At 33.7% G+C, this 24,425-nt stretch carries 24 protein-coding genes; 15 read left to right on the plus strand and 9 right to left on the minus strand.

Features of this window, described 5'->3' with window-relative positions:
• Positions 1-45 precede the first annotated feature (45 nt).
• The 3 genes from Q0975_RS14880 (at position 46) to Q0975_RS14890 (ending at position 4,824) form a co-directional block, all read left to right on the plus strand.
• Positions 46-1,857, plus strand: a complete 1,812-nt coding sequence (locus Q0975_RS14880) for a sodium:solute symporter family protein (protein WP_299437995.1) — start codon at positions 46-48, stop codon at positions 1,855-1,857.
• Between the two features lie 188 nt (positions 1,858-2,045).
• Complete coding sequence (locus Q0975_RS14885; protein WP_299437997.1) at positions 2,046-3,017, plus strand: aldo/keto reductase; 972 nt, start codon at positions 2,046-2,048, stop codon at positions 3,015-3,017.
• Positions 3,018-3,504: 487 nt separating this feature from the next.
• Positions 3,505-4,824, plus strand: a complete 1,320-nt coding sequence (locus Q0975_RS14890; RefSeq protein WP_299437999.1) for a lytic polysaccharide monooxygenase — start codon at positions 3,505-3,507, stop codon at positions 4,822-4,824.
• Between the two features lie 343 nt (positions 4,825-5,167).
• Here the strand turns inward: Q0975_RS14890 and Q0975_RS14895 are convergent, their stop codons facing one another.
• The 4 genes from Q0975_RS14895 to Q0975_RS14910 all read right to left on the minus strand — a co-directional run bounded on the left by Q0975_RS14895 (position 5,168) and on the right by Q0975_RS14910 (position 7,222).
• Positions 5,168-5,569: a rhodanese-like domain-containing protein gene (locus Q0975_RS14895; RefSeq protein WP_299438001.1), complete on the minus strand. Its 402-nt coding sequence runs from the start codon at positions 5,567-5,569 to the stop codon at positions 5,168-5,170.
• Positions 5,570-5,590: 21 nt separating this feature from the next.
• On the minus strand, positions 5,591-5,905 hold the full coding sequence (locus tag Q0975_RS14900; protein ID WP_299438003.1) for a rhodanese-like domain-containing protein: 315 nt from the start codon (positions 5,903-5,905) through the stop codon (positions 5,591-5,593).
• A 117-nt stretch (positions 5,906-6,022) separates the two neighbouring features.
• Positions 6,023-6,649: a thioredoxin family protein gene (locus tag Q0975_RS14905; RefSeq protein WP_299438005.1), complete on the minus strand. Its 627-nt coding sequence runs from the start codon at positions 6,647-6,649 to the stop codon at positions 6,023-6,025.
• A 51-nt stretch (positions 6,650-6,700) separates the two neighbouring features.
• Positions 6,701-7,222 (minus strand): TlpA disulfide reductase family protein, encoded by a 522-nt coding sequence (locus tag Q0975_RS14910; RefSeq protein WP_299438007.1) that lies wholly within the window; start codon positions 7,220-7,222, stop codon positions 6,701-6,703.
• A gap of 218 nt (positions 7,223-7,440) precedes the next feature.
• On the opposite strand from Q0975_RS14910, the gene Q0975_RS14915 reads away from it, so the two are divergent.
• The 11 genes from Q0975_RS14915 (at position 7,441) to Q0975_RS14965 (ending at position 16,246) form a co-directional block, all read left to right on the plus strand.
• Complete coding sequence (locus tag Q0975_RS14915) at positions 7,441-7,893, plus strand: MarR family transcriptional regulator (protein WP_299438009.1); 453 nt, start codon at positions 7,441-7,443, stop codon at positions 7,891-7,893.
• 40 nt (positions 7,894-7,933) lie between these two features.
• Positions 7,934-8,500 (plus strand): YceI family protein, encoded by a 567-nt coding sequence (locus tag Q0975_RS14920; protein WP_299438011.1) that lies wholly within the window; start codon positions 7,934-7,936, stop codon positions 8,498-8,500.
• A gap of 229 nt (positions 8,501-8,729) precedes the next feature.
• Complete coding sequence (locus Q0975_RS14925; protein WP_299438013.1) at positions 8,730-10,130, plus strand: anthranilate synthase component I family protein; 1,401 nt, start codon at positions 8,730-8,732, stop codon at positions 10,128-10,130.
• Between the two features lie 27 nt (positions 10,131-10,157).
• The gene (locus Q0975_RS14930) at positions 10,158-10,727 is read left to right on the plus strand and encodes an aminodeoxychorismate/anthranilate synthase component II (protein ID WP_299438014.1); all 570 of its coding nucleotides are present in this window, start codon (positions 10,158-10,160) and stop codon (positions 10,725-10,727) included.
• A 2-nt stretch (positions 10,728-10,729) separates the two neighbouring features.
• Positions 10,730-11,725 carry an anthranilate phosphoribosyltransferase gene (trpD, locus tag Q0975_RS14935; protein WP_299438016.1) on the plus strand — a complete coding sequence of 332 codons (996 nt, stop codon included), beginning with the start codon at positions 10,730-10,732 and terminating at the stop codon, positions 11,723-11,725.
• 123 nt (positions 11,726-11,848) lie between these two features.
• Positions 11,849-12,634, plus strand: coding sequence for an indole-3-glycerol phosphate synthase TrpC (trpC, locus tag Q0975_RS14940; RefSeq protein ID WP_299438018.1), 786 nt, complete (start codon positions 11,849-11,851; stop codon positions 12,632-12,634).
• Positions 12,631-13,305, plus strand: a complete 675-nt coding sequence (locus Q0975_RS14945) for a phosphoribosylanthranilate isomerase (RefSeq protein ID WP_299438020.1) — start codon at positions 12,631-12,633, stop codon at positions 13,303-13,305. The genes trpC and Q0975_RS14945 overlap by 4 nt, the downstream gene beginning before the upstream one ends.
• 132 nt (positions 13,306-13,437) lie before the next feature.
• The gene (trpB, locus tag Q0975_RS14950; RefSeq protein ID WP_299438022.1) at positions 13,438-14,619 is read left to right on the plus strand and encodes a tryptophan synthase subunit beta; all 1,182 of its coding nucleotides are present in this window, start codon (positions 13,438-13,440) and stop codon (positions 14,617-14,619) included.
• A gap of 104 nt (positions 14,620-14,723) precedes the next feature.
• Positions 14,724-15,026, plus strand: coding sequence for a GIY-YIG nuclease family protein (locus tag Q0975_RS14955; protein ID WP_299438045.1), 303 nt, complete (start codon positions 14,724-14,726; stop codon positions 15,024-15,026).
• A 90-nt stretch (positions 15,027-15,116) separates the two neighbouring features.
• Positions 15,117-15,878: a tryptophan synthase subunit alpha gene (gene trpA, locus Q0975_RS14960; protein ID WP_299438047.1), complete on the plus strand. Its 762-nt coding sequence runs from the start codon at positions 15,117-15,119 to the stop codon at positions 15,876-15,878.
• Between the two features lie 185 nt (positions 15,879-16,063).
• The gene (locus Q0975_RS14965) at positions 16,064-16,246 is read left to right on the plus strand and encodes a DUF6576 domain-containing protein (protein ID WP_299438049.1); all 183 of its coding nucleotides are present in this window, start codon (positions 16,064-16,066) and stop codon (positions 16,244-16,246) included.
• A 5-nt stretch (positions 16,247-16,251) separates the two neighbouring features.
• On the opposite strand, the gene Q0975_RS14970 is transcribed toward Q0975_RS14965, so the two are convergent.
• Positions 16,252-17,514 carry a hypothetical protein gene (locus Q0975_RS14970; protein WP_299438051.1) on the minus strand — a complete coding sequence of 421 codons (1,263 nt, stop codon included), beginning with the start codon at positions 17,512-17,514 and terminating at the stop codon, positions 16,252-16,254.
• A 212-nt stretch (positions 17,515-17,726) separates the two neighbouring features.
• On the opposite strand from Q0975_RS14970, the gene Q0975_RS14975 reads away from it, so the two are divergent.
• On the plus strand, positions 17,727-18,308 hold the full coding sequence (locus Q0975_RS14975; protein ID WP_299438053.1) for a DUF1287 domain-containing protein: 582 nt from the start codon (positions 17,727-17,729) through the stop codon (positions 18,306-18,308).
• A 44-nt stretch (positions 18,309-18,352) separates the two neighbouring features.
• Here the strand turns inward: Q0975_RS14975 and Q0975_RS14980 are convergent, their stop codons facing one another.
• The 4 genes from Q0975_RS14980 to Q0975_RS14995 form a co-directional block, all read right to left on the minus strand.
• Positions 18,353-19,504 carry an NAD(P)/FAD-dependent oxidoreductase gene (locus tag Q0975_RS14980; RefSeq protein ID WP_299438055.1) on the minus strand — a complete coding sequence of 384 codons (1,152 nt, stop codon included), beginning with the start codon at positions 19,502-19,504 and terminating at the stop codon, positions 18,353-18,355.
• Complete coding sequence (locus Q0975_RS14985) at positions 19,452-21,362, minus strand: LodA/GoxA family CTQ-dependent oxidase (RefSeq protein WP_299438057.1); 1,911 nt, start codon at positions 21,360-21,362, stop codon at positions 19,452-19,454. The genes Q0975_RS14980 and Q0975_RS14985 overlap by 53 nt, the downstream gene beginning before the upstream one ends.
• Positions 21,363-21,507: 145 nt before the next feature.
• Entirely contained in the window at positions 21,508-22,644 is a 1,137-nt protein-coding gene (locus tag Q0975_RS14990) for a nucleoside hydrolase (protein WP_299438059.1), read from the minus strand.
• Positions 22,645-22,671: 27 nt separating this feature from the next.
• The gene (locus Q0975_RS14995) at positions 22,672-24,423 is read right to left on the minus strand and encodes a thiamine pyrophosphate-dependent enzyme (protein ID WP_299438061.1); all 1,752 of its coding nucleotides are present in this window, start codon (positions 24,421-24,423) and stop codon (positions 22,672-22,674) included.
• Positions 24,424-24,425: the final 2 nt, after the last annotated feature.

A 24,425-nucleotide genomic window follows, 5' to 3' on the forward strand; every position in this document is an offset into this window, starting at 1 on the left:
CTATTATATTGCCTTTTTATTAAAACAAATTTATATCCGACTACCATGAATTTAAGCACACTCGATTACGGAATCATCATATTTTTTTTCTTAACCACATTATTTATAGGGATCGTAGTATCCAAAAAATCAGGAAAGAGCGCTTCAGAATATTTTTTATCAGGTAGAAATATGCCTTGGTGGTTGCTAGGTTTCTCTATGGTCGCTACTACCTTTTCTACAGATACTCCAAATTTAGTTACCGATCTAGTAAGACAAAATGGAGTTGCTGGTAATTGGGCTTGGTGGGCATTTTTACTAACAGGATTACTAACTGTTTTTATATATGCTCGATTGTGGAGGCGTTCTAATGTAAATACGGATATGGAATTTTATGAACTACGATATTCCGGAAAACCTGGTAGATTTTTAAGGATTTTCAGATCTGTTTATTTAGGCTTAATTTTTAATGTTTTAGCCATGTCTGGCATTACATTAGCCGCCATAAAAATTGGACAGGTAATGCTAGGGCTATCGGCAATAGAAACCGTAGGGTATGCTGCAGTAGTAACTGTAATATTTAGTGCGTTAGGTGGATTTAAAGGAGTAGTTTATTCAGATTTCTTACTGTTCTTTGTTGCCATGGCTGGAGCCATAGGTGCAGCATACTATTGTGTAAATTTACCTGAAGTTAACGGTTTACAAAATTTAATATCCCATCCCAATGTAGCTGATAAAATCTCTTTACTTCCAGATTTTGGAAATAAAGAAGCCGTTATCACCCTACTATTTATACCATTGGCAGTACAATGGTGGAGTTCATGGTATCCAGGATCTGAGCCTGGTGGTGGTGGATATGTAGCACAACGTATGCTTGCTGCAAAAAATGAGAACCATGCTATTGGAGCTACCTTCTTTTTCAATATTATGCATTATGCGCTACGACCATGGCCATGGATATTAGTTGCACTTACATCTTTAATAGTATTCCCAGATTTAGCAAGTATTCAAGAAGCTTTTCCAGATGTAACAGCAGATAAATTAGGGCATGACTTAGCGTATCCTGCAATGTTAACTAAGTTACCAAGTGGACTTTTAGGAATTGTAGTAGCTTCTTTAATAGCCGCCTATATGTCAAGTATTTCAACTCACCTAAACTGGGGAGCTTCTTACTTGGTTAATGATGTGTATCGCCAATTTATAAAACCTAATGCTAGCGAAAAAGAAATGGTAGGATTCGGTAGATTATCGACCGTAGTACTTATGGCTTTAAGTGTTTTATTAGCATTAGCTCTAAATAATGCCGAACAAATATTTACATATATTATAATGTTTGGTTCAGGAACAGGATTAATTTTTATTCTTAGATGGTTTTGGTGGAGAATAAATGCTTGGAGCGAAATCTCGGCTATGTTTTCTTCTGGGATTATATCTTTAATCATAACTAAACCAGAAGTTAATGAAGTTCTTTTTGGTGCTGATGGTATTTTTCCAACTTGGTTTAGTATCCCGTTTGTAGTTATTATAACCACATTTGTTTGGATTGTAGTGACTTTTATAACAAAACCAGATACAGACGAAAAGCTTTTTAGTTTTTACAAAAAGTTACAACCAGGTGGACCCGGTTGGAAAGCAATAATTGACAAAGCTCATAAAAAAGATGTTGCTATTATTACCGATAATAAAAAATGGGCTGTTCCCTCTGGGATATTAGCCATGTTACTAGGATGCTGTTTGGTTTACGGCACCTTATTCACAACAGGTTACGTACTTTATGGAGAATATAAAACTGCAGCAATTACGGGAATAACCGCATTAATAGCAGGGTTTTTATTAAAAAGAATTTGGAATAAAATAGGTAAAAATCTAATTGAATAATCAAAAAAGAATTACACGAGTAAATTTCTTGAATAAAGCCACTAGTATCTTTTATCTGTGGGATACTAGTGGCTTCATCCAGACAACTTATCCATTGTGTTTCTTTCTATATTAGAAGCAGAAAATAAGTTGATTTTTATTGATTTTGCACTTCTTTTATAAACCTATAATAAAGTTATTTATTAAATATGATCTATAAAAAATTCGGGAAATTAGATTGGGAAATTAGCCAAGTTGGATATGGTATGTGGGGTATGGCTGGATGGTCAAAATCTAATGATATCACTTCCCACAAGTCCTTAGATAAAGCTGTAGAATTAGGATGTAATTTTTTTGATACTGCTTGGGGATATGGCGAAGGCAAGAGTGAACGTATTCTATCAAATCTATTGAAACGACATAAAAGTAAACGATTATATACGGCTACAAAAATACCTCCCAAAATAGATCAGTGGCCTCCTAACAAATCATCATTATTAAAAGATATTTATCCATCAGATCATATTATCTCGTATACCGAAAAAAGTTTAAAGAATCTTGATATTGAAACTATAGATTTATTACAATTTCATGTTTGGGAAGATAGTTGGGCAGATAATGATGAATGGAAAGAAATGATTGTAAAACTAAAAAAAGAAGGAAAAGTTTCAACCTTCGGAATTAGTGTCAATCGCTGGGAGCCTTCTAATTGCATTAAGGCCCTAGAAAGTGGTTTGATCGATGCTGTGCAAGTTATCTATAATATATTCGATCAATCTCCAGAAGATGAATTGTTTCCTTACTGTAAAAAAAATAATATCGGCGTAATTGCCAGAGTACCTTTTGATGAAGGTTCTCTTACAGGAAAGCTATCAATACATTCTAAATGGGAACAAGGTGATTTTAGAAATACATATTTTGGATCAGAAAATTTACCTCCAACTATTGAGCGTATTTCAAAATTAAAAAAAATGCTAGGTAAAGAAATGCCGATAGCAGAATTGGCATTGCGTTTTATAGCATCCAATCCAATAGTAAACACTATGATTCCCGGAATGCGACAATTACAAAATGTAAAAGCTAATATGGCAATAAGCAATGGCATTGGTCTATCAAAACAATGGATGTCAAATTTAAAAGATCATCGATGGGATAGAGTTCCTACGAATTGGTCTTGTTAAAAGACTACATGAACAAAGAAAATAATTAGATATAAAAACAGTTCATATGGTTTTAGAAACGTAATATCTATTAAGTCTTGTCGTTTGTCTAAATATTTTCTTTTTGATTTAAGTTCTCTTTAAGTTTACCCAACTCTTAAAAAATACAAATCAACATGAAAAGATCTACAGTACTTCAGTTAAAACTTTTGTTACTTATTTAATTTTCTGAAACTATATTCTACATCTTGACCCTTACTTTCTTTTCTTTTTTGTTAAAACCCTCTTCCACAAAGGAAATAAGTCCGAAATGTATTTAGAAAATCAACAAATAAATACGATAACTCTTACTACAAAATCATCTAAAAATAGTAAACCAACTGTTCTTTAATCTTTAATGAACAAGCTTGTTTTTTAATATGATAAAAGTAGATAAAGCGCTAATTCCTATGCTGTGCTTCCAAATCTTAGATTCTTAATTAATATATAACTTAAAACCTTTTCAATTATGAAGAAAACTCTTAAATTTCTCGGATTTTTTCTTTTCTTGTTGAGCATCGCTCAACCCGTATTCTCACACGGTACTGTTATTTATCCTCCAAGTAGGATTTACAATTGTTTTAACAATCCATCCACCCCTGTCTGCACTCCTTGTGGTAGCGCAATTTATGAATGGAGGGGAGTTTTACAGCCAGATACCAATTTCGGAAACCACCAGGCTCTTATTCCGGATGGCCAAATTGCCAGTGGTGGTAACGGTAGTGCAGTAGATTTTAGCTGTCTTGACGCGTTAAGTAGTGATTGGCCAGCGACAACTGTCAAACATGGATATATTGACGTAGAATGGACAAATACTGCGCCTCATAAGACTGAATATTACAAGGTTTACATTACTCAATTAAATTGGGATCCTACACAACCATTACGATGGAATGACCTAATAGAGATTGGTAGCGTGGGACAAGGACCTGCAGCAGCATCCACTATTATTAGATCTTTTATTCCTGATTCTTATGCCGGTAAAAAAGCTGCTTTAGTAAGTATATGGCAAAGAGATTACAATGATAGCCATGAAGCATTTTATTCAGTAAGTGATATAATCGTTGAAGGTGGCGGTGTTGGATGTACTACTGGCGACGCAATAAATGCTACTTTTACCAATAATACAGATTGTACATTACAGTATTATCAGAATAATTCTTTACAAGGATCTGCCAATGCAGGAGGTTCTTATGCTACAACAACTACGGTAGGAAGCCAGTGGGAAACTCGAAACCCTTCAGGGGATCAAGCAGGCAACTTCACTATTACTTGTAATCAAGCAATCTATAACTCTACAGGACAATGCAATGGAGGAGGTGGAAATGGCTGTAACGGAATAAGTGCCTGGTCCACCAATGCAACTTATGTTATTGGTAATAATGTCGTATACAATGAGGTCGAATATGAAGCCAAGTGGTGGAATACAGGGAAAAATCCAGAACAAAATTCAGGTCAATGGGAAGTATGGATAAATCTTGGAGCCTGTAACTCAAAGTCTAATGTTAATACTAAAGCATCCAATTCTGGAGAGTTAAATTTTATTGTTTTCCCTAACCCAGCCAAAGATATTCTTAATCTGGAGATTTATAATCTTCATTCTTCATCTTCTAAGATTAGTATTAAAGATATTAATGGAAGAACTGTGGAAACCCTACTAGTAAGAACACCTGAAAAAACAAATAAAGTAAGCCAGATAATTAAGCTAAATAATCTGACTTCGGGTATCTATTTTATGCATGTTACTACAGGAAATAAAACGTTGGTTCAAAAGATTTTTGTGAAATAATATAAAAACAGAAATATTATTTTTCACCTTATTCATAAAAGGGCTGTCTATATCTTTCTAGACAGCCCTTTTTATTATCAAGTTAAAGGTAAAAACTTTATAATTTATTACAGTTACCATAGTCCCATGTATGTTTTAGTTCTATTCAATCATTACGTCTGCAAGAGAACTATTTCAAGAATGCCGAACCCTACAACGATATTTTTGAAACCAAAAGGTTTGGGTATTATTTTTTTAACACTAATTAATTGAAAACACTATAAATAGAGGTTCACTATTAATATAAAAAAAAGCAAAACTTTAAGGTTTTGCTTTTTAAATAATATATAACGATCAAAGTATTTTATTTAACCGTTTCCTTTCCTTTATATTTCCATTCGGTGATTCCTCCATCAAGATCATAAATCTTGGTAAATCCAGCTTTTTTCATATAAGCAGAACACTTACCACTTCTTCCTCCACGACCACAATACACAGCAACTGGCTTTGATTTATCAACTTCAGATATCAAGGTCTCAAAATTCTCATCACTAAAATCTATATTAATAGCACCTTCTATATGTCCTTCTGCATATTCTTGTGGTGTACGTACATCTACGAGCTGTACTTTTTCTAATTCCAGCAGAGAGTCCATTTCCTCAACCGTAATAAGCTCTACCGCAGCAGTATCATTGTTATTACTATCCTTGCAATTAAATAATAATAGTGAGAAAACAGTTATGGTAACTATTGTTTTGATTTTCATAAGTAGTATGGTTAGATAATATTATTCGGCAACTTCGCCATCCCAATTCATAAAACCACCGATTAGGTTATATGTAGTTTCAAAACCCATTTGATTCATCAATGCACATGCTTGAGCGCTTCGAGCACCAGAACGGCAATACACATAGTAATTTTTCGATTTATCTAATTTCTCCACTTCATCCAGAAAACCTTGTCCTTGACGTATGTCCAAATTAAGCATATTCGGTATAAAACCATCTTCTACTTCTTCTTCACTTCTAACATCTAGAATTATTGCATTCGTATCATTAGCAATAAGATCTTCCCATTGATTTTGTGTTATATCTTCGGCCATTTTATATTTCCATTTTTTATATTGAACTTTTACCCAAATAATTCATTACAAATATAAGAGTCCTAAATGGATTGTACGAAACCATACATCCATTTATCTAAATATAATTAGATTGTTTTATGCTTTTATACTACAACCAATAGCTTTTGTAGTCTCAACAGGAACTTTCTGCCCTTTTAGTAAGGCATTAATAGCATCTTCCACATATTTCTTATCCGCTGCCGCTGCATCTTTATAATTATTATCGATTGCTCCAATATAACGAACGACATTACCGTTTTCCGTCTTTTCCAGAATATATACATGCGGTGTTTTTGTAGCGCCATATTGTGGATAAATCTTTTGACCATCATCAAATAAATAAGGAAATGTAAATCCTTTCTCTTTTGCTCGAATCTTCATTTGATCAAAACTATCTGTAGGATATGCTTTAGGATTATTAGGGTTAATTGCTATTACTGGATATCCTTTGTTCTTAAAATTTTTATCTAATTCGATAATTCTATCTTCGTAAGCAACAGAATACGGACAATGGTTACACGTAAAAATAACAATGAATCCTTTAGCTTCTTTATAATCCTTTAACGAAACCATAGTATCATCAATATTCTTAAGCTTAAAATCTGTGGCCGTATCTCCTATTATATATCCTGCATCGGTATCAGATACATTAACTTTGTCAATTGCAAATGCACTCACGGCAATTACTAAAACAACTGCTACTAAAATCTTTAAAGTCTTCATTTATCTGTTCTTTTAGGTTTTTATCATTATGAATGGGAACTCTGTATGATATTATAACATCTTTTTTAATTCTCTTTCTAATTCATCATAAGTAAAAGATCGTTCATAAAAATTTGAAGTATTTCCTTTATATATAATGGTAGCCGGTATAGATCCTGACCAATTTTCATTCACTTTAGGAATCCAACTGTTAGCATCTGGATCATCTAACAATACAATTTTACTTTTTATCCTTTGTTTTCTAATAAAAGGGATCAATTTAGACTCTACTTGATTAGGAAGATCTAAACTTACTAATATTACCTCAACCTCTTTATTCGGATATCTACTATTTATCAATTCGAAATAAGGTAATTCTGCAACACACGGTTTACACCAAGTAGCCCAGAAATTAATAATTCGAGTTTTTCCGTCATTAATACTTAATAAATACTCGAAATTCTTAAAATCATAAACAGGTATCTCTACACCTTTGCCAGAAAACACCTTAGTAGTCTCTATCGCCACCTTCTGTTCTCCTTTACAACTTACAAGCAATACGGTCAAGCCTATATAAAAGATCCATTTATGCATGATACTAAAGTATTAAAACGCTTTATTATCAAAAAGGAAATTAACAAGGTTTATGTAATTCATAAAGAGAATTTTAGGATTTCTATTAGTATTCAATCGAACAATAATAATATTAAAGAATAGTAATCATTAGAACTTTAACAAAGAATTAGTATCTATTTATGGTTTTAAAAACAATTAACATCATACATTTGTATATACAAATATTGTACAAACAAATGAATATTGAAGATATCATAAAAACCAAGACGGAACTTCCGCTTTCAAGAAAAGCAATCGTAAACTTATTATATACCGAAAATTGGATAAGTGATCAGATAAATTCTGAATTGAAGGTTTATGATATCTCTATACAACAATTTAATGTACTTCGAATTCTTAATGGTCAACAAGGAAAACCTGCCAACTTATCTACTATACAAGATAGGATGGTTAGCAAAATGAGTAACACTACAAGATTAGTAGATAAACTTATCAAAAAGAATTTAGTAAAAAGAGTTACCTGCCCGACCAATCGAAGAAAGGTGGAAATTACTATAACAAATGAAGGTCAAAAATTTCTAGAACAAGTAAGTCCTGCCATGAATAATTTTGAAAAAAGAATAACCTCCAATCTTTCACAAGAAGAATTAATTCTTCTAAACAATCTATTAAATAAACTTAGAAACTAATTAAGTAATCACAATTATATAAACATTAAATTTTAAAATCATGAAAACCAAACTTAAATCATTAATCCTAGCAGTTACATTAATAGCTGCGACATATTCTTATGCTCAACAAAAAGAAATCAAAGCCTCAGAAAGTTCTATTAATTGGACAGGTAAAAAAGTTACAGGTCAACATACCGGAACACTTAACTTTTCTAGTGGATTTTTAAATTTTGAGAATAATAGCTTAAGTGGAGGAGAATTTGTAGTAGATATGACTTCACTTGCTGTTACAGATCTTGAGGCAGGAAAAGGAAAAGAAAAATTAGAGGGGCACCTTGCTTCTGATGACTTTTTTGGAGTTAAAGATCACAAAAGTGCTAAACTTGTAATCAAAAAAGCCTCAAAAATGGATGGCGGCTATAAGGTTACAGGTGATCTTACTATCAAAGGAAAAACCAACCCTATCTCTTTTGACCTTACCGTTAATAGAGGTTCTGCTTCAACTACACTTAATGTAGATAGAACAAAATATGATATCAAGTATGGATCTGGAAGTTTCTTTGATAATTTGGGAGACAAAACTATCTCTGATGAATTTGAACTAGCAATAAATTTAAAAATGTAATTTTTTTGTTTTTTGAATTACAATAAATTTATATATTTGACTCAAGAAATAAAAAATGAATTTAATCTTAACAAATACCTGGTGGTGGTCATCTTATAACGAAAACGTCGTGAGATAGATCCTGTCATATAGTTAAGTAAACATATCAAAGGCTTGTCAAATCACGACAAGCCTTTTTTTTGTTCTAATAAATTAGGGGTTTTATAAATTATTAATATCAAAATATAACATGAGTTATACATTAACCACACATTTCAAACAAATTCTAGCGGATACTATCACTCCGGTAAGTGTCTACCTAAAAATTAGAGATAGATTTCCTAATAGCTTATTATTAGAAAGTAGTGATTATAGAGGAAATGAAAATAGTTTTTCTTACATCTGTTGCAATCCTATTGCAACTATTAAGATTGAAAATGAAACCATTTATGAATCATTTCCTGATAAAACTCATAAAGAAACCGCTATAACTCATGACACAGATATCCCACTTATCATAGAACAATTTGGGCGGAAATTCCAAACTTCAAAAAGTGATTTCAAATTCATAAACAATGGCCTATTCGGATATATTTCTTATGACGCAGTTCGATATTTTGAAGATATCACGATTACCAAAAAAGAGGATACCTTAAATATTCCAGACTTACAATACAGTGTATATCAAAATATTATTGCTATTAATCACTTTAACAATGAAGCTTATATTTTCGCTCACTGTTATGAATCAGAAAAAAGTAATGTTGCCGAAATAGAGTCTCTACTCAACGTAAAAAACTTTGCTTCTTTCAGTTTTACTACTGTAGACGAGACTACTTCAAATTTAAATGATGAGCAATACAAAGAGCAAGTGGCTTTAGCTAAAAAACATTGTCAACGTGGAGATGTATTTCAATTGGTTTTATCTAAACGTTTTTCTCAGAAATTTAAAGGCGATGAATTTAATGTATATAGAGCTTTACGAAGCATCAATCCTTCTCCTTACTTATTCTATTTTGACTATGGAGATTTTAAAATATTTGGTAGTTCACCTGAAGCGCAATTGGTCGTTAAAGATGATATCGCTGAAATTCATCCTATAGCGGGAACTTTTAAACGAACAGGAAATGATGAGCAAGATGCGAAACTAGCTAAAAAATTATCAGTTGACGAAAAGGAGAATGCAGAACATGTCATGCTAGTTGATCTAGCGCGTAATGATTTAAGTCGCAACGGTAGTGAAGTTACGGTAGACACCTATAGAGAAGTACAGTTTTTCTCACATGTGATTCATTTAGTAAGCAAAGTAACAGGTAAAAAACATAAGGATACAACAACAATGCAAGTCGTTGCCGATACATTTCCTGCAGGAACCCTAAGTGGTGCCCCCAAACATATGGCTATGCAACTTATCGAAAAATACGAAACTGTAAATCGCGACTTTTACGGAGGTGCCATCGGTTTTATGGATTTCTCAGGTAACTTTAATCATGCAATTATGATTAGAACATTTTTAAGTAAAAATCATCAACTTCATTGGCAAGCTGGAGCAGGATTAGTTAACCAGTCAAACGAAGAAAACGAACTACAAGAAGTATATAACAAACTAGGAGCATTAACCAAAGCATTAAAACTAGCTGAAGAAATATAAGGAGCTTATAAACTCCTATACAATAAAATGAGAAAAGTATTAGTAATAGACAACTATGATTCATTTGTGTATAACCTAGTTCACTATCTGGAAGATTTAGGTTGCGAAGTAATCGTAAAACGTAATGACCAATTAAGATTAGAGGATGTAGCTCCTTTCGACAAAATATTGCTTTCACCAGGACCAGGAGTTCCGGATGAAGCAGGACTGCTGAAAGATATTATCAAAACCTATGCAAATACCAAAAGTATATTTGGTGTGTGTCTTGGTCAACAAGCAATTGGAGAAGTCTTTGGCGGAAGCCTGATTAATCTAGACAATGTATATCACGGAGTGGCAACCGAAGTAAAACTTTCGGTATCGGATGAACCTCTTTTCAAAGGACTTGATACTACTTTTGATGTAGGTAGATATCATTCTTGGGTAGTATCAGATACTGATTTACCTTCTTGTTTAGAAGCTACATCATTTGACAAAAACGGACAAATCATGTCTCTAAGACATAAAGAATTAGATGTTAGAGGTGTACAATTTCACCCAGAGTCAGTACTCACTCCCGATGGAAAAAAAATGTTAGAAAACTGGATAAATAATTAATCATGAAGAATTTATTAAATAGATTAATCAATCACGAAATCATTTCTAAAAAAGAAGCCAAACAAGTTTTGGTCAATATATCAAAAGGAGATTATAACCAAAGCCAGATTGCCTCTTTTCTTACAGTGTATATGATGCGTAGTATTACCGTCGAAGAACTAGAAGGTTTTAGAGATGCTTTATTAGAACTTTGTGTTGCTGTAGATCTTAGCGAATACAATCCTATTGATCTTTGTGGTACCGGTGGAGATGGAAAAGATACATTTAATATCTCCACACTTTCTTCGTTTGTTTCTGCAGGAGCAGGTATAAAAGTAACCAAACATGGTAATTATGGAGTTTCTTCTAAATGCGGTAGCTCTAATGTGATGGAACATTTAGGTATTAAATTCAGTAATGACAAAGATTTCCTAAAACGAAGTATTGACGAGGCAGGGATTTGTGTATTACACGCTCCCCTATTCCATCCGGCTATGAAAAACGTAGCTCCTATACGAAGAGAATTAGGTGTAAAAACATTTTTTAATATGCTAGGACCAATGGTAAATCCAGCATTTCCAAAAAATCAAATCGTAGGAGTATTCAACCTTGAACTAGCCAGAATGTATGGGTACTTATATCAAAATACTGATAAAAACTTTACGATCATTCACGCTTTAGATGGATATGACGAAATATCTCTTACCGGAAGTACTAAGACCATATCTAACCATTCTGAAGGAATGTTAACACCTCAGGATTTTGGAGTAAATACTCTAAAGATGGAAGAAATAGTAGGTGGAGATTCTATTGAGGAATCTGCTGCTATCTTTATGAATATACTTAATGGTAAGGGTACTGAAGCACAAAACAATGTAGTTTGTGCTAATGCAGGAATGGCAATCGCTACAGTAGAAGGGTTACAACCTAAACAAGGGTTCGAAAAAGCGAAAGAATCGTTATTATCCGGAAAAGGATTAGTAGCGTTGAAGAAGGTGCAAGAATTAAGCAAGAGTTAAAAAACCCCTTCTCCTTGGACGACGACGTTTAGCGATAGACGAGAAGGAGCATTGGAGTTAGGATGAGGAGAAACACCCTCACCTTAATCCTCTCTCTCGAGGGAGAGGAAACTAAAAATAACTATGAACATATTAGATAAAATAGTAGCAGATAAATACAAAGAGGTTGAACTTAGAAAAAGTCTAATTCCTATTCAGCAATTAGAAAATTCGGTATTATTTGACCGTCAGGCTAGTTCGTTGGCATTAGCTTTACGTAATAGTGAAACAGGTATCATTGCAGAGCATAAACGTAGATCTCCTTCTAAATCGGTAATCAACCAAAAGGTGAGTGTACAAGATGTCGCTATTGGATATCAAGAAGCCGGAGCTTGTGGAATGTCTGTATTAACGGATGGAAAATATTTTGGAGGTTCACTAGATGATTTATTACTTGCCCGTGCTTCTGTAACCATGCCTTTACTTAGAAAAGAATTCATAATTGACGAATATCAATTGTTAGAAGCCAAGGCGTATGGTGCTGATGTAATATTATTAATAGCGGCAGTATTGTCTAGAGATGAGATTAAATCATTATCAGAATTTGCAAAAAGCATCTCACTAGATGTATTATTAGAAGTGCATAATCTGGAAGAGCTTGAGAAATCAATAATGCCTTCTCTAGATATGTTAGGAGTTAATAATCGTAATCTCAAAACTTTTGATGTCAGTACCGATGTAAGTAAAGAATTAAGCAAACATATACCTGATGACTTTGTAAAAGTTTCGGAAAGTGGTATTAGTAGTATTGAAGCGATAAAAGATCTGCAACAATATGGCTATGAAGGTTTTTTAATTGGTGAAAATTTCATGAAAACTGAAAACCCAGGTGCTAACGCCATAGAATTCATAAAATCATTGAAGGCATGAAACTGAAAGTGTGTGGAATGAAATATCAAGAAAATATTGAAGCTGTAGCTGCATTACAACCAGACTACCTTGGATTTATTTTCTATGAAAAATCTCCCAGAAACTTTGATCAAGATATTCCTGAGCTACCAGAAACTATTAAGAAAACTGGAGTTTTTGTAGGTGCATCTATCGATTTTATTTCGAAAAAAGTAAAAAAACACGATTTCAAAGCAGTTCAATTACACGGAAATGAATCTGCTGAATTTTGTAAAGAGTTAACTAATACAATAAATAGACCTGACAGGTTTTCAAAACCTGTCAGGTCTGGAAGAAACCAAATCGAGATCTTTAAAGTATTTTCGATCAAAGATGAATTTGACTTTAGCACATTAAAACCTTATGAAGGTATTGTTGATTACTTTCTTTTTGATACAAAAGGAAAAGAAAAAGGAGGAAATGGATTTACCTTTGATTGGAGTGTTTTAAACAATTATAACACTACTACTCCATTTATTTTAAGCGGTGGAATTGGATTACAAGAAATTGAAAAAATACAAACGATCCTAGAAACAGATTTACCAATATATGCTATTGACATTAATAGTAAATTCGAAATTGAACCAGGATTGAAAAATATAAATGATTTAAAAGAATTTAAAAAAATGCTAAATAATATGCGTGAGGGATAGCAGTGTAAATCCCGCAATCTTGTCATCCTGAGTGTCACACTGAGCTTGTCGAAGTGCTGTCGAAGGAAAACAAGATGAGGAATTGAAACGAATAGCCCGACCCTTTATGGGGCACGCCAAAAAAACAAAAAAATGAGTTATCAAGTAAACGAAAAAGGATATTATGGTGATTTTGGAGGAGCTTACATCCCTGAAATGCTATATCCCAATGTAGAGGAATTAAGATCTACGTATCTGAATATCATGAACGAACCTTCTTTTAAAGAAGAGTTCAATCAATTATTAAAAGATTATGTAGGTCGCCCATCACCTTTATATTATGCTAAACGGCTTTCAGAAAAATACAACACCAAAGTATATTTAAAAAGAGAAGATCTTAATCATACAGGAGCTCACAAAGTAAACAATACCATTGGACAAATTCTTGTTGCTAAAAAACTAGGTAAAAACCGAATCATTGCGGAAACAGGAGCCGGACAACACGGAGTTGCAACTGCAACAGTTTGTGCACTAATGGGTATTGAATGTATCGTATACATGGGTGAGATTGACATCAAACGTCAGGCTCCTAATGTAGCACGTATGAAAATGCTTGGTGCAGAAGTAAGACCTGCAAAATCTGGAAGTAAAACATTAAAAGATGCAACTAATGAAGCTATCAGAGATTGGATCAACAATCCTGTGGACACTCATTATATCATAGGATCTGCTATTGGACCTCATCCGTATCCGGATATGGTAACAAAGTTTCAATCTATCATTTCTGAAGAAATTAAGTGGCAATTAAAAGAAAAAGAAGGACGAGAAAACCCTGATTATGTTGTAGCGTGTATCGGCGGCGGAAGTAATGCAGCTGGGACATACTATCATTTCTTAGAGGAACCTAGTGTAGGAATTATTGCAGTAGAAGCAGCTGGAAAAGGTGTCAATAGTGGAGAAAGTGCAGCTACTTCGCAGTTAGGTAAAGAAGGTATTATCCATGGATGTAAAACTTTATTAATGCAAACACCGGATGGACAGATTACAGAACCTTATTCTATATCTGCAGGATTAGATTACCCAGGAGTTGGTCCCTTACACTCACACCTATACAAAACAGGTCGTGGTGAATTCTACTCTGTAACTGATGATGATGCAATGACTGCTGGATTAGAATTATCACAACTAGAAGGTATTATTCCTGCTATTGAAACGTCACACGCCTTAGCAATATTTAACGATAAAAAATTTCAACCGGATGATATCGTAGTAATTAGTCTTTCGGGACGTGGAGACAAAGATCTTAACACTTATATAGATTATTTCAAATTATAATAATTAGTAGAAAGTACAAAGTACTAAGTATTAAAATATTTTTTATTGATACTGACTACTTATTTGTCATTCCAGCGTAGGCTGGAATCCAAAATGAAAAATAAATGTTAAAATCAGAACATCAATATTCGGTCTACATTCTTAGTAATAAAAAAAATGGAACCCTTTATATAGGGATGAGTAATAATCTGGAAAGAAGAATTTTTGAACATAAAAGTAAAATGATTGAAGGGTTTACAAAGCAATATGATTTAAATAAATTGGTGTACTTTGAAACTCATAAATATGTAAATGATGCTATTCTAAGAGAAAAAAGATTGAAAACTTGGAAAAGACAATGGAAAATTAATCTTATCGAAGAAGAAAATACAAATTGGAAAGATTTAGCATTTGATTGGTATAATTAAAAATAGATCCCAGCCTACGCTGGGATGACAATATAAAGTATAAAAGCAAAAAAATCTGCCTTAGCGGAAATGACAATAAATGAATTACTAATGAACAGAATTAATACAGCCCTTGAGCAAGATAAAAAACTACTATCCATTTATTTTACTGCTGGATATCCATCATTACACAATACTAAAAAGGTTATTCAGGATCTCGAAAAAAGTGGTGTAGATATGATAGAGATTGGACTACCTTTTAGTGATCCACTAGCTGATGGTCCTACCATACAAGAAAGCTCTACAGTGGCTCTAAAAAATGGAATGACCACTAAACTATTATTTGAACAACTCAAAGATATCCGTGAATCAGTAAACATCCCTCTAATTATTATGGGATATTTCAATCCTATGATGCAGTATGGTGTAGAAGCTTTTTGTGCTAAATGCCAGGAAATTGGTATTGACGGATTGATTATACCTGATCTTCCAGTTGCCGAATATCATGAACAGTATCAAGAAACTTTTGAAAAATACGGATTAATCAATGTTTTTCTGATAACACCACAGACCTCTGAGGAACGTATTCGTTTTATTGATAGTGTATCTAATGGGTTTATCTATATGGTAAGTTCGGCAAGTGTTACGGGATCAACATCTGGGTTTGGAAATACACAAGAGACATATTTTGAACGTATCGCAAATATGAATCTAAAAGCCTCTCAGATTGTAGGTTTTGGAATCAGTAATAATGAAACGTTTACGCAGGCAACTAAAACTGCAAAAGGCGCGATTATTGGTTCCGCTTTTATCAAACACTTAACTAAAAATGGAGTTGATAGTATTGAAGATTTTATAAAAGAAATTCGATAATATTTATGAATTTTGAAATTAAAAAATCTTCTGTAGTTTTATAGGTTTACAATATGAACGTAATTAAACAACATTTAGAACCTTCATAAATGATTCCGACTTTATTAATAAGCTTTATATCAATTCCTTTAATAATTGCCATAATTATCATTTTTGTATTTATAAAATGGCTGAAACCCGATTTTTTGCAATTCAAAAAAACTATCCAACAAAAACCAGAAGGATTATTAGATGTAGATGATCGTTATAATGTAGATAAAATCGAAAAGGAAAAAGAATTAAACAGATTATTGGACAAAATAAACAATCAGGGAATTGATAAATTAAGTAAATCAGAAAAAGAAAGATTAGAAGAATTGTCTAAGTAAGATTATTATTCTTTCACGAATAGCTTATCTAGGAATTCCTCTAATTTTTCTCTTTTTAGTTGCTGAACATTAAGTTTAAGTTTTGTAATAAAGCCATAAGAATTACCTTCTACGCTCATCGCCCCGGAAATGTACAACTCATTTTTTTTATCTAATCGTATTTTATTTAGGTCAAGTATTGGATATTTTAGAAAAACCGATGCTACGCCATCACTACCATAGTCCGTATCTATATCACCTGTATTTAATAACTTTTTGATCAATATTTCGTATTCACTATCTAAACTTGTAGAAATAACAAATACCTCTCCTTCTTCATTGACAATAAAACTGGAGTTATAAATATCTGCGCTAAATCCCATTTCTCCCGAATCAAAAAAAGAGGTTTCTAGATTTCCTTTTACACCATATTTACGGATGCGATATACACCTTCAGAATCATTTTCTATTTGAGAAGTATATAGTTCTGCATTTGATAGAACAATATGATCAAAGGATTGATAATCTTCCTCTATAGTGAGACAATAAAGGTTATTAGATGCCATTTGATCACTATCGAATCCTGCTAGATAAGTAGATTGTTCTTGTCCATTATCTACGGATTCAGAATACGCCAGCAATAAATAATCATCCTCCATTGCCGAACAGTTTAATGTAAAATGATGATCATCATATAAACTAGATGATAATGTCTCTCCTATATCTGATAACTTCAGGATAGCAATTTTTTCTTTTTTATTTGGAGCACTAAAATCTTGCACTTTGGCGACAACAATTATTTCATCACTAGATGATGCATAAATATACTGACCATAATTATCATCTAAATTATCTAATATATTTTTTTTATACACTCCGCTACGTCCAAATCCATGGTTAACACTTCCATCTTCATAAAAACCATTTATAGAAATCATCCAACTATATCCACTCCAGAAATTAGATAAAACTAAAATACTTCCATCTGATCGAGCACTCATGCCTACGGGAATAGTATTTTGATTATTTAAATTACTAGAAGTTATATTAAATTGAAGATCCTTTGTACCATTTTTATATAGACGCACTAGGTTTTTCTTAGCATCAGACTCATATAGAACATTAATTTTACCTTCTTCATTAATATTAAAATCAATGATATGAGATGAAGCCATTCCTAGTTCTTTAAACATTAGAATTCCATTTCTCGAAAAATCAGTGTCTACTTGTTGAGCATAACCACTTGCTAGCAGACAATAAAATAAAATAAATAAGTGGTGAATTCTCATAACGAAATATCGTAGTAACTTCATTTAGTCACCTTCGCTAAAGAGGTAAAATTCAAAAAGGAAGATTAGGGGTCTAAAATAAACTTATACAATTATTTTAAAGTAATTAGCTTATTTTTAATCAGTATCAAAAAAAAGAATTAATATACTATAATGCAAGAATTTTCTTAATAATAAAAAATTAATTTTGTTAATACTGAAAACAAAACCATATGAACAGACAAATCATATTTTTACTGTCGCTTCTAATTTCTTCTACTCTTTTTGCTCAGGAGGACTTTTACAACCTCTTATCTGAAGCTTCCTTATCATTAACTACACAGGAAGTAACATATGATCCCGCTTATTTTTCTATCAAGTATCCTAATGGAGATGTACCCAGTGATAAAGGTGTATGCACAGATGTAGTCATCAGAGCTTATCGAAAACTAGGAATTGATCTACAGAAAGAGGTACATGAAGACATGAAAACTAATTTTAGTCTATATCCCAAAAACTGGGGGCTATCAAAAACTGATAAAAATATTGATCATAGAAGAGTGCCAAACCTAATGAAGTTCTTTTCTCGATTTGGCAAAGTGAAGTCTATTTCCAAAAATTCGAAGGATTATGTGCCAGGAGACGTTGTATGTTGGAGTCTGGGAGGCGGGCTTACCCATATTGGATTAGTAGTTAATCAAAAATCTGAAGATCAGCAACGATATTTAATCGTTCACAATATCGGTGGCGGACAAGTATTAGCTGACTGTCTATTTGATTATAAAGTAATTGGCCATTATAGTTATAAGAAATAACACTGTTTTATTACTTTAAAAATAAATTCTAACGTTGATATATCTTAAACCATTTTATGAGAGATGTTTAAAAACCTGTCTTTCCAATACAGACTCTCTTTCCATCTTGTTTCTGTTGAATAGTATTTTATTAATTTCTCCATGTAAGATTGGAACGCATTTTCTAAGATATATCGATATACTGACATGGCGTCTTCTTCTCCTGAAAAATAACTCCCCAATGCTTTTCCTGCATAAAAACCTGAAGCAAGTGCAGATGTAATTCCATAGGAAGAAACAGGGTCATATGCATAAGCTGCATCCCCAACAGCAATCCATTGATCTCCATAAGGTACATCAAGGCAACTAGTTCCTGCTGGCATAATCCGTATCTTTTCAAAATCACATATTATAGGATTCAAGATTTTGGATATGTGTTGTAAACACACTAATTCCTTTTTTAAAAATGCTTCTAATTCTTCTTTCTTAGGAATCTCGTCTTTGGTTGTAAAGAACATTAATGTATATTGATTCGTACCATCTGGTGCTACATACCACCATCCATTCTCGGTAGTTTCTACCATAATTTCTTGCCTAACAACTGAAGTAGTTTTTACACTAAATGTTACAGCAAATTGCGAATCTATAGCTGTCTTATAAACTCCCAATTTACGACAAACTGACGCCTTACGTCCTGTTGCATCGACAATATAAGATCCATTGATGGTTATTTCGGTTAGCATATTACTTATAACTACCTCAACTGCAGCGTTACTTCTGGAAACTGTATTTAATTTGTACCCTTCATAAAAAGCCGTTCCATTGCTCTTAATCTGTTCCCTGAGTTGTTTCTCAAAATACAAACGATCTAATAAATATCCATGTCCGTGTATTCCTTGAATAAATTCTTTTTGTTCTAAGCTTTCTGATCCCCAACAAACTTTATTCCCATAATACTCTATATGTCTTGGATTCTCTACTAAGTGCAGCATTCCTAATTGTTTTAGAATAGGCTTAGCATTAGGAGGTATTGCTTCTCCACATTTTCTTGTAGGTTCGATCGTTGCTTCTACGATACAATTAGATATCCCCATTGAAGACAATGTTATAGAGGTGGCGATCCCTGCTGGACCACCACCTACAATAATGACTTTATAATACGTATTATCTCTCGTCACGTCTAAATGTTCTTCGAACTCTAGTTCTTTCTGGAGCAATTCCTTTTCTTAATAATCCACTTTCTTTTACACTTTCTAATTCTGGAATATCTTCTTTTTCTGCATAAATTACTTGTTCAAAAGTAGGATCCCCACCAGTAAAATGTCGATCAGATTCTTTCCACGAAACATCCGGAAGATACCCTTCTTTGTTATTTGGTATTGCATCTTCTGCCTTAGCTATAATTCCAAGTTCATGCCATTCACTAATCATAAGATTTATTTTTTTCTGATAATTAGAACCAAAATCCCGTAGCCAATCTTGTCTGTAGTCAAAATGTTTTAATCGTTGTGCAATATTCACATCTCCATCCTGCATTCTTAAATAACTCTGTTCACTCAGTACTTGATTTGGAACACGAGCTGCCCAAAAAGAAGGCAATGGTAAATAAGTAGAGGTATCATATCCTGATAAGCAACTTGCTTCATCTGTTTGCCAAGGTACGCCCAACCACCTGGTTAAAGATCCTGGACCACTTTTAGATAAAGGACCATCAGCTGCTAATGCTATTGCAGGTGATAACAAAGGACCAAAATCTAATTTTGTAGCCTCTCCTTTATCTACTATATTTAAACGATATGGTTTTTCCCACATTCGTTTTATACGCATGGGCCAGGTGAGTTCTATTCCAGGATGAAAAGGGCCACCCAAACATTCTTCCAGAGGAGCTTGATTCAAAGAATGTAACTGTTCCTCTAAGGTTTGCTCAGAAAAAGGTATTGGTACTACTGGTTTCCCAGTTGTAAAATCTCCTTTCGCCCATTTTTTTAACCGTTCATATTGTGTTCTCGTGATCGGTAAATCTACGAGTGCTATTTTTTCATATTCTCCAAAACCATCTCCATAAAACGGAGGAACTTTAGTAGGCGTATACTCCGTAGAATCCGGATCTCTAAACCAATTAAATACACGCTGTCTTTCGCTACCAGATTGGTCAGAAGGATCTTGCAGGGCTTTTAGCAATGTGGTGTTCGTGAAATCTGAAGGAGAATTTTTTCCAAACAACATAAAGAACCCTTGATTTACCCATTGAGTCGCTGTCATACGTTCTAGTATTGGATAAATATGCTCCCAAAATACGACACCTTCCTTGGATGGATTGGGGTACCCCATTTCTCGAATAAACAAGTCTTGTACAACATCATTCATAGTAATAACCCCAAACAATCCTGGTCCAAAATTAGGAGGCGTAACAGCAACCATTGCTGGTGTAGCTTCTAAAACAACATCTCCAATATGTACTGTTGCTCTGATTACACCATCACAAGTATCATCATGCCATCCATCATTATTAGCGAAGGTAATAGCGGGCTTATTGTCTTTAGATTGTGCATCACCATTACCAGGAAAAAACAGTAAGCGACCCGCTTCATCCGTTTCTACATGTCCCAGATTTACCGGTGTTCCATAAAACTCTCCATCATCAAAGCTGTTTTTTTCATCCTTAATATTTACACCTGATATTTGTACTGAAGATGGAGTAATTGCTAATTGTTTGCGATCCTCATCAGTGACTTCTTCATTCCTATACGCAGAAGGAATACCTGCTTGCGGTAAATCCAGTGCATTATTAAACTGATACCAAGCTGCTTTTATATTAGCAACATCCACATGCCATTGGATTGTTGCTTCTTTTGCAGTTACTTCTCCAAGGACCTCTCCTGCTGCATTAAAAGCATACACTCTATAGCGTACTACTTGTTTTTTAACACGACCATTGACATCTTTATAACCTCCAGCAGGATCAGGTGCTACTCCTGTAACTTCTGAAGCCATAAAATATTCGGATGAATTTCCTATACGGGCTATGCCAATTGGAGGATAAATGGCCACGCTACTAATTTCATTTTTAATCATTTGGATAGGTTTTGAGTTGTTATTCTTATTTAGTCTGCTATAGATTACATAATATCACTTTAGTATAAAACTTCTATCTTTTGAAGACCTGTTAGGTTATTTAACATATAATCATAGATTTCATAAATCTTCAGTTTCTATTTGCTTACTTTTCATTACTAATTTCATAAGCCTTCAACTGTTCTGCAAAAGCAGGAAAAATGCTGTTATAATTTGTATAATAGCATTCTCTAATCAAGTGACTATCTTCTTTTGGTTTCCAATATCCTTCTTCTGTTAATATTGGAGAAGGCACTACGTGAGATGGAACTGAACCTGGATCTATAAACCAAGCAATATTGATTAAATCCCAGATATTCCAGATTTGTCCAAAAAGATTGTCTTTATCTTTTCCATACCAGGCAAATAACGGGTTATTCATATATCGATCATAGAGTGCTTTTCCTATCGGACCTGAGTCTTTGAACCAAGCTTCCATATCCGCCTGAGACAAGGTTAGCTGTTGGCCGACATAAAATCCAGGAATATAAACCAAGGGAACACCACTACTAAATAGTATTTGAGAAGCTTCTATATCCTGCGATAAATTGAAAGAAGTATTCTGTAAATCAGTAACATTTGTTGGATAACCCGCCGTCCAGGTATACACCACTTTATCTATGATATCAGGCGCAATCATAATAGCCGAAGCCAGATTGGTAGCACAAGCTATACCCATCACATAAATAGGATCATCCATAGAAGCTCCGCGCGCTAATTCTATAAAATGATCAACTGCTTCACTTCTTACAGGACAACCATCTTTTATATAATGCCTTGCTCCTTTTAAAACAGGTACCTCTGGTTTATCAAAAAGCTTCATGAATTCCAGCAGTTTTTGATAACTACTCTCCATTCCTTCTTCAGGTGTCAAGGCAACATGACTTCCTTTTTCTAAAAGACTTTCGGGAGTAATCCCAAGTTTTTCTATAGCTTCTATTTGTCCCTTGTACTTATTTACTAAAGCCTTTTCATCCTCTGTTAAATTATCTGGAGCTGCTTTAATAAGATCATTAGCTCTTAATAAAGCTTTTAATCGCTCCAAAAACGAAAAAGGTGCTGCATAGATTCCTTCAACTTTAATATTCTCGTGAGGCAATAGTAACCAGGTTAATGCAAAAAAATCGTCTATTTCATTATCAAAATCAGTATCAACAACTACTCTTAATGGCTTATTTCTTTTGTTAGGTAGCTGTAACAGATTTTTCATCTGTTCTTCTGTTAATTTTGGGTATTCACTCATATATAAAGTTCGCTTAGTTTTGATTAGTTAACATAATGACCAATCAGGATTTAAGGTTTCGTCTTCTCCCGCTTTTTCTGTTCTGTATTGAATTGAATCTGGGATATCGGTTTTAGGGATGTGAACGTGTACAATAAAATTATCATTAGGATATTTATCAATCTGTTGCAATGCAACATTCAACTCATCTTGAGTCTTCACTTCCAGTCCAATACCTCCAAAAGCATCCGTAAGTTTTGCATATTTCCAATTGTTTAAATCATTGTACGGATACACTTTATTCAGATCTTCCTGAGGGTAATCAATTTTATCTTTTCCTCTGAATGGATTTGGATTTACTAACATTTGTTCGATACCATATATTTTATTGTCCAATACAAAAACCACCGTATTCTGTTCTAAATGATGTTGTGTAGAAACTGCTTGACAGGTTTCCTGAAAAGCACCATCTCCTACAAACACCATCACTCTTTGATCAGGTGCTGCACATTTAACTCCTATCGCAGCGGGAACAGAGTATCCTATAGACAACCAATTGGCCTGCGCTATAAACGTATTTGGTTTTCCTCTATGTAATCCTTGAGCTCCTAATAAAGGGAACCCTGCGTCAACCACTACTGTATTAGTATCCGTGATATAACTGTTCATTTTTGTAAAGAATCGATCATATGTCAACTCTTCAGAAGTTTGAACTGGAGCAGCCTTTCTTAATCCATTACTAATAGCAGCATCCATAGAAAACTTTTTGAATTTCTCTTTTCGCTGCATCAATTCCTCTCTAAGTTCATCTATAAATGCCTCTAGTGACATATTTGCATAAAACTTTGCACCTACCCTAATCCCGGAATGATTTGCCAATACAGTATTATCATCCCAAATATTAAATCCTCCTAGGTTTTTACCTGTGGTCCAGGCACCTATTCCTATTTTAGATCCTGCTTGAGTAAATCTTTCGTAGACATCATCTGGAGATGCATTTCCATTAAAAACACCTTTAAATAATGGATGATCTTCAGAAACAATGGATTTACCCATAATAGAGGTTGTAAACTCAATATCCGTATCTTCTACAAGTTGTAAAAATTTCTTTTGAAGCCCTTTACGCTGAATTTCTACTCCTGCCCAAAAAATAGGTTTGTCTTTTGCTTCAATTAAATCAGCTGTAGCTACAGCTGCACTTTTTGCAGTAGATATACACAAATCACTATGTTTTCGGGTAATAGGGCGATCAGGAATATCACACTCCGAACGCCAAACATCTTCAAAAACCTCTAAGTACACTGGTCTACCATAACTAATCATAGCATTTAACACACCATCTATTTTATAAGGTGCTTCTCCTCCTCCTGTAACTTGTTCTGCCGCAACAGTTACATTACGAAAAACATTAATGTTACTATACATATCTCCAGTCATATGAGAAGCCATCAACCCTTCTCCAAGGTTTTTTGATTGTTCTGCATTTGTTGGGGCACCATTAATCACTAGTACAGGATTATGTTCTACATAAGATCCCGCTACTGGATTCAAGACACTAAATGCTCCAACGCCATAGGTAACTGCAACCGCACCAATACCTTTTAATCTAGCATAGGCATCAACACAGTGTCCCGCATTTATTTCATTGGTATTTCCGATAATCTTAATTTTAGCTTTTGGATCCTCAATAATGGTATTTAGAAAGGGTGCTGAATAATTTCCTGCAACACCAAAAACTGTATCTAATCCAAGTTCCTCAAGACGAAGCTGTAGATATTTTGCTACTGTTATTTTGCTCATTA

It is taken from the genome of uncultured Aquimarina sp., assembly GCF_947500065.1.
GTDB lineage: Bacteria > Bacteroidota > Bacteroidia > Flavobacteriales > Flavobacteriaceae > Aquimarina.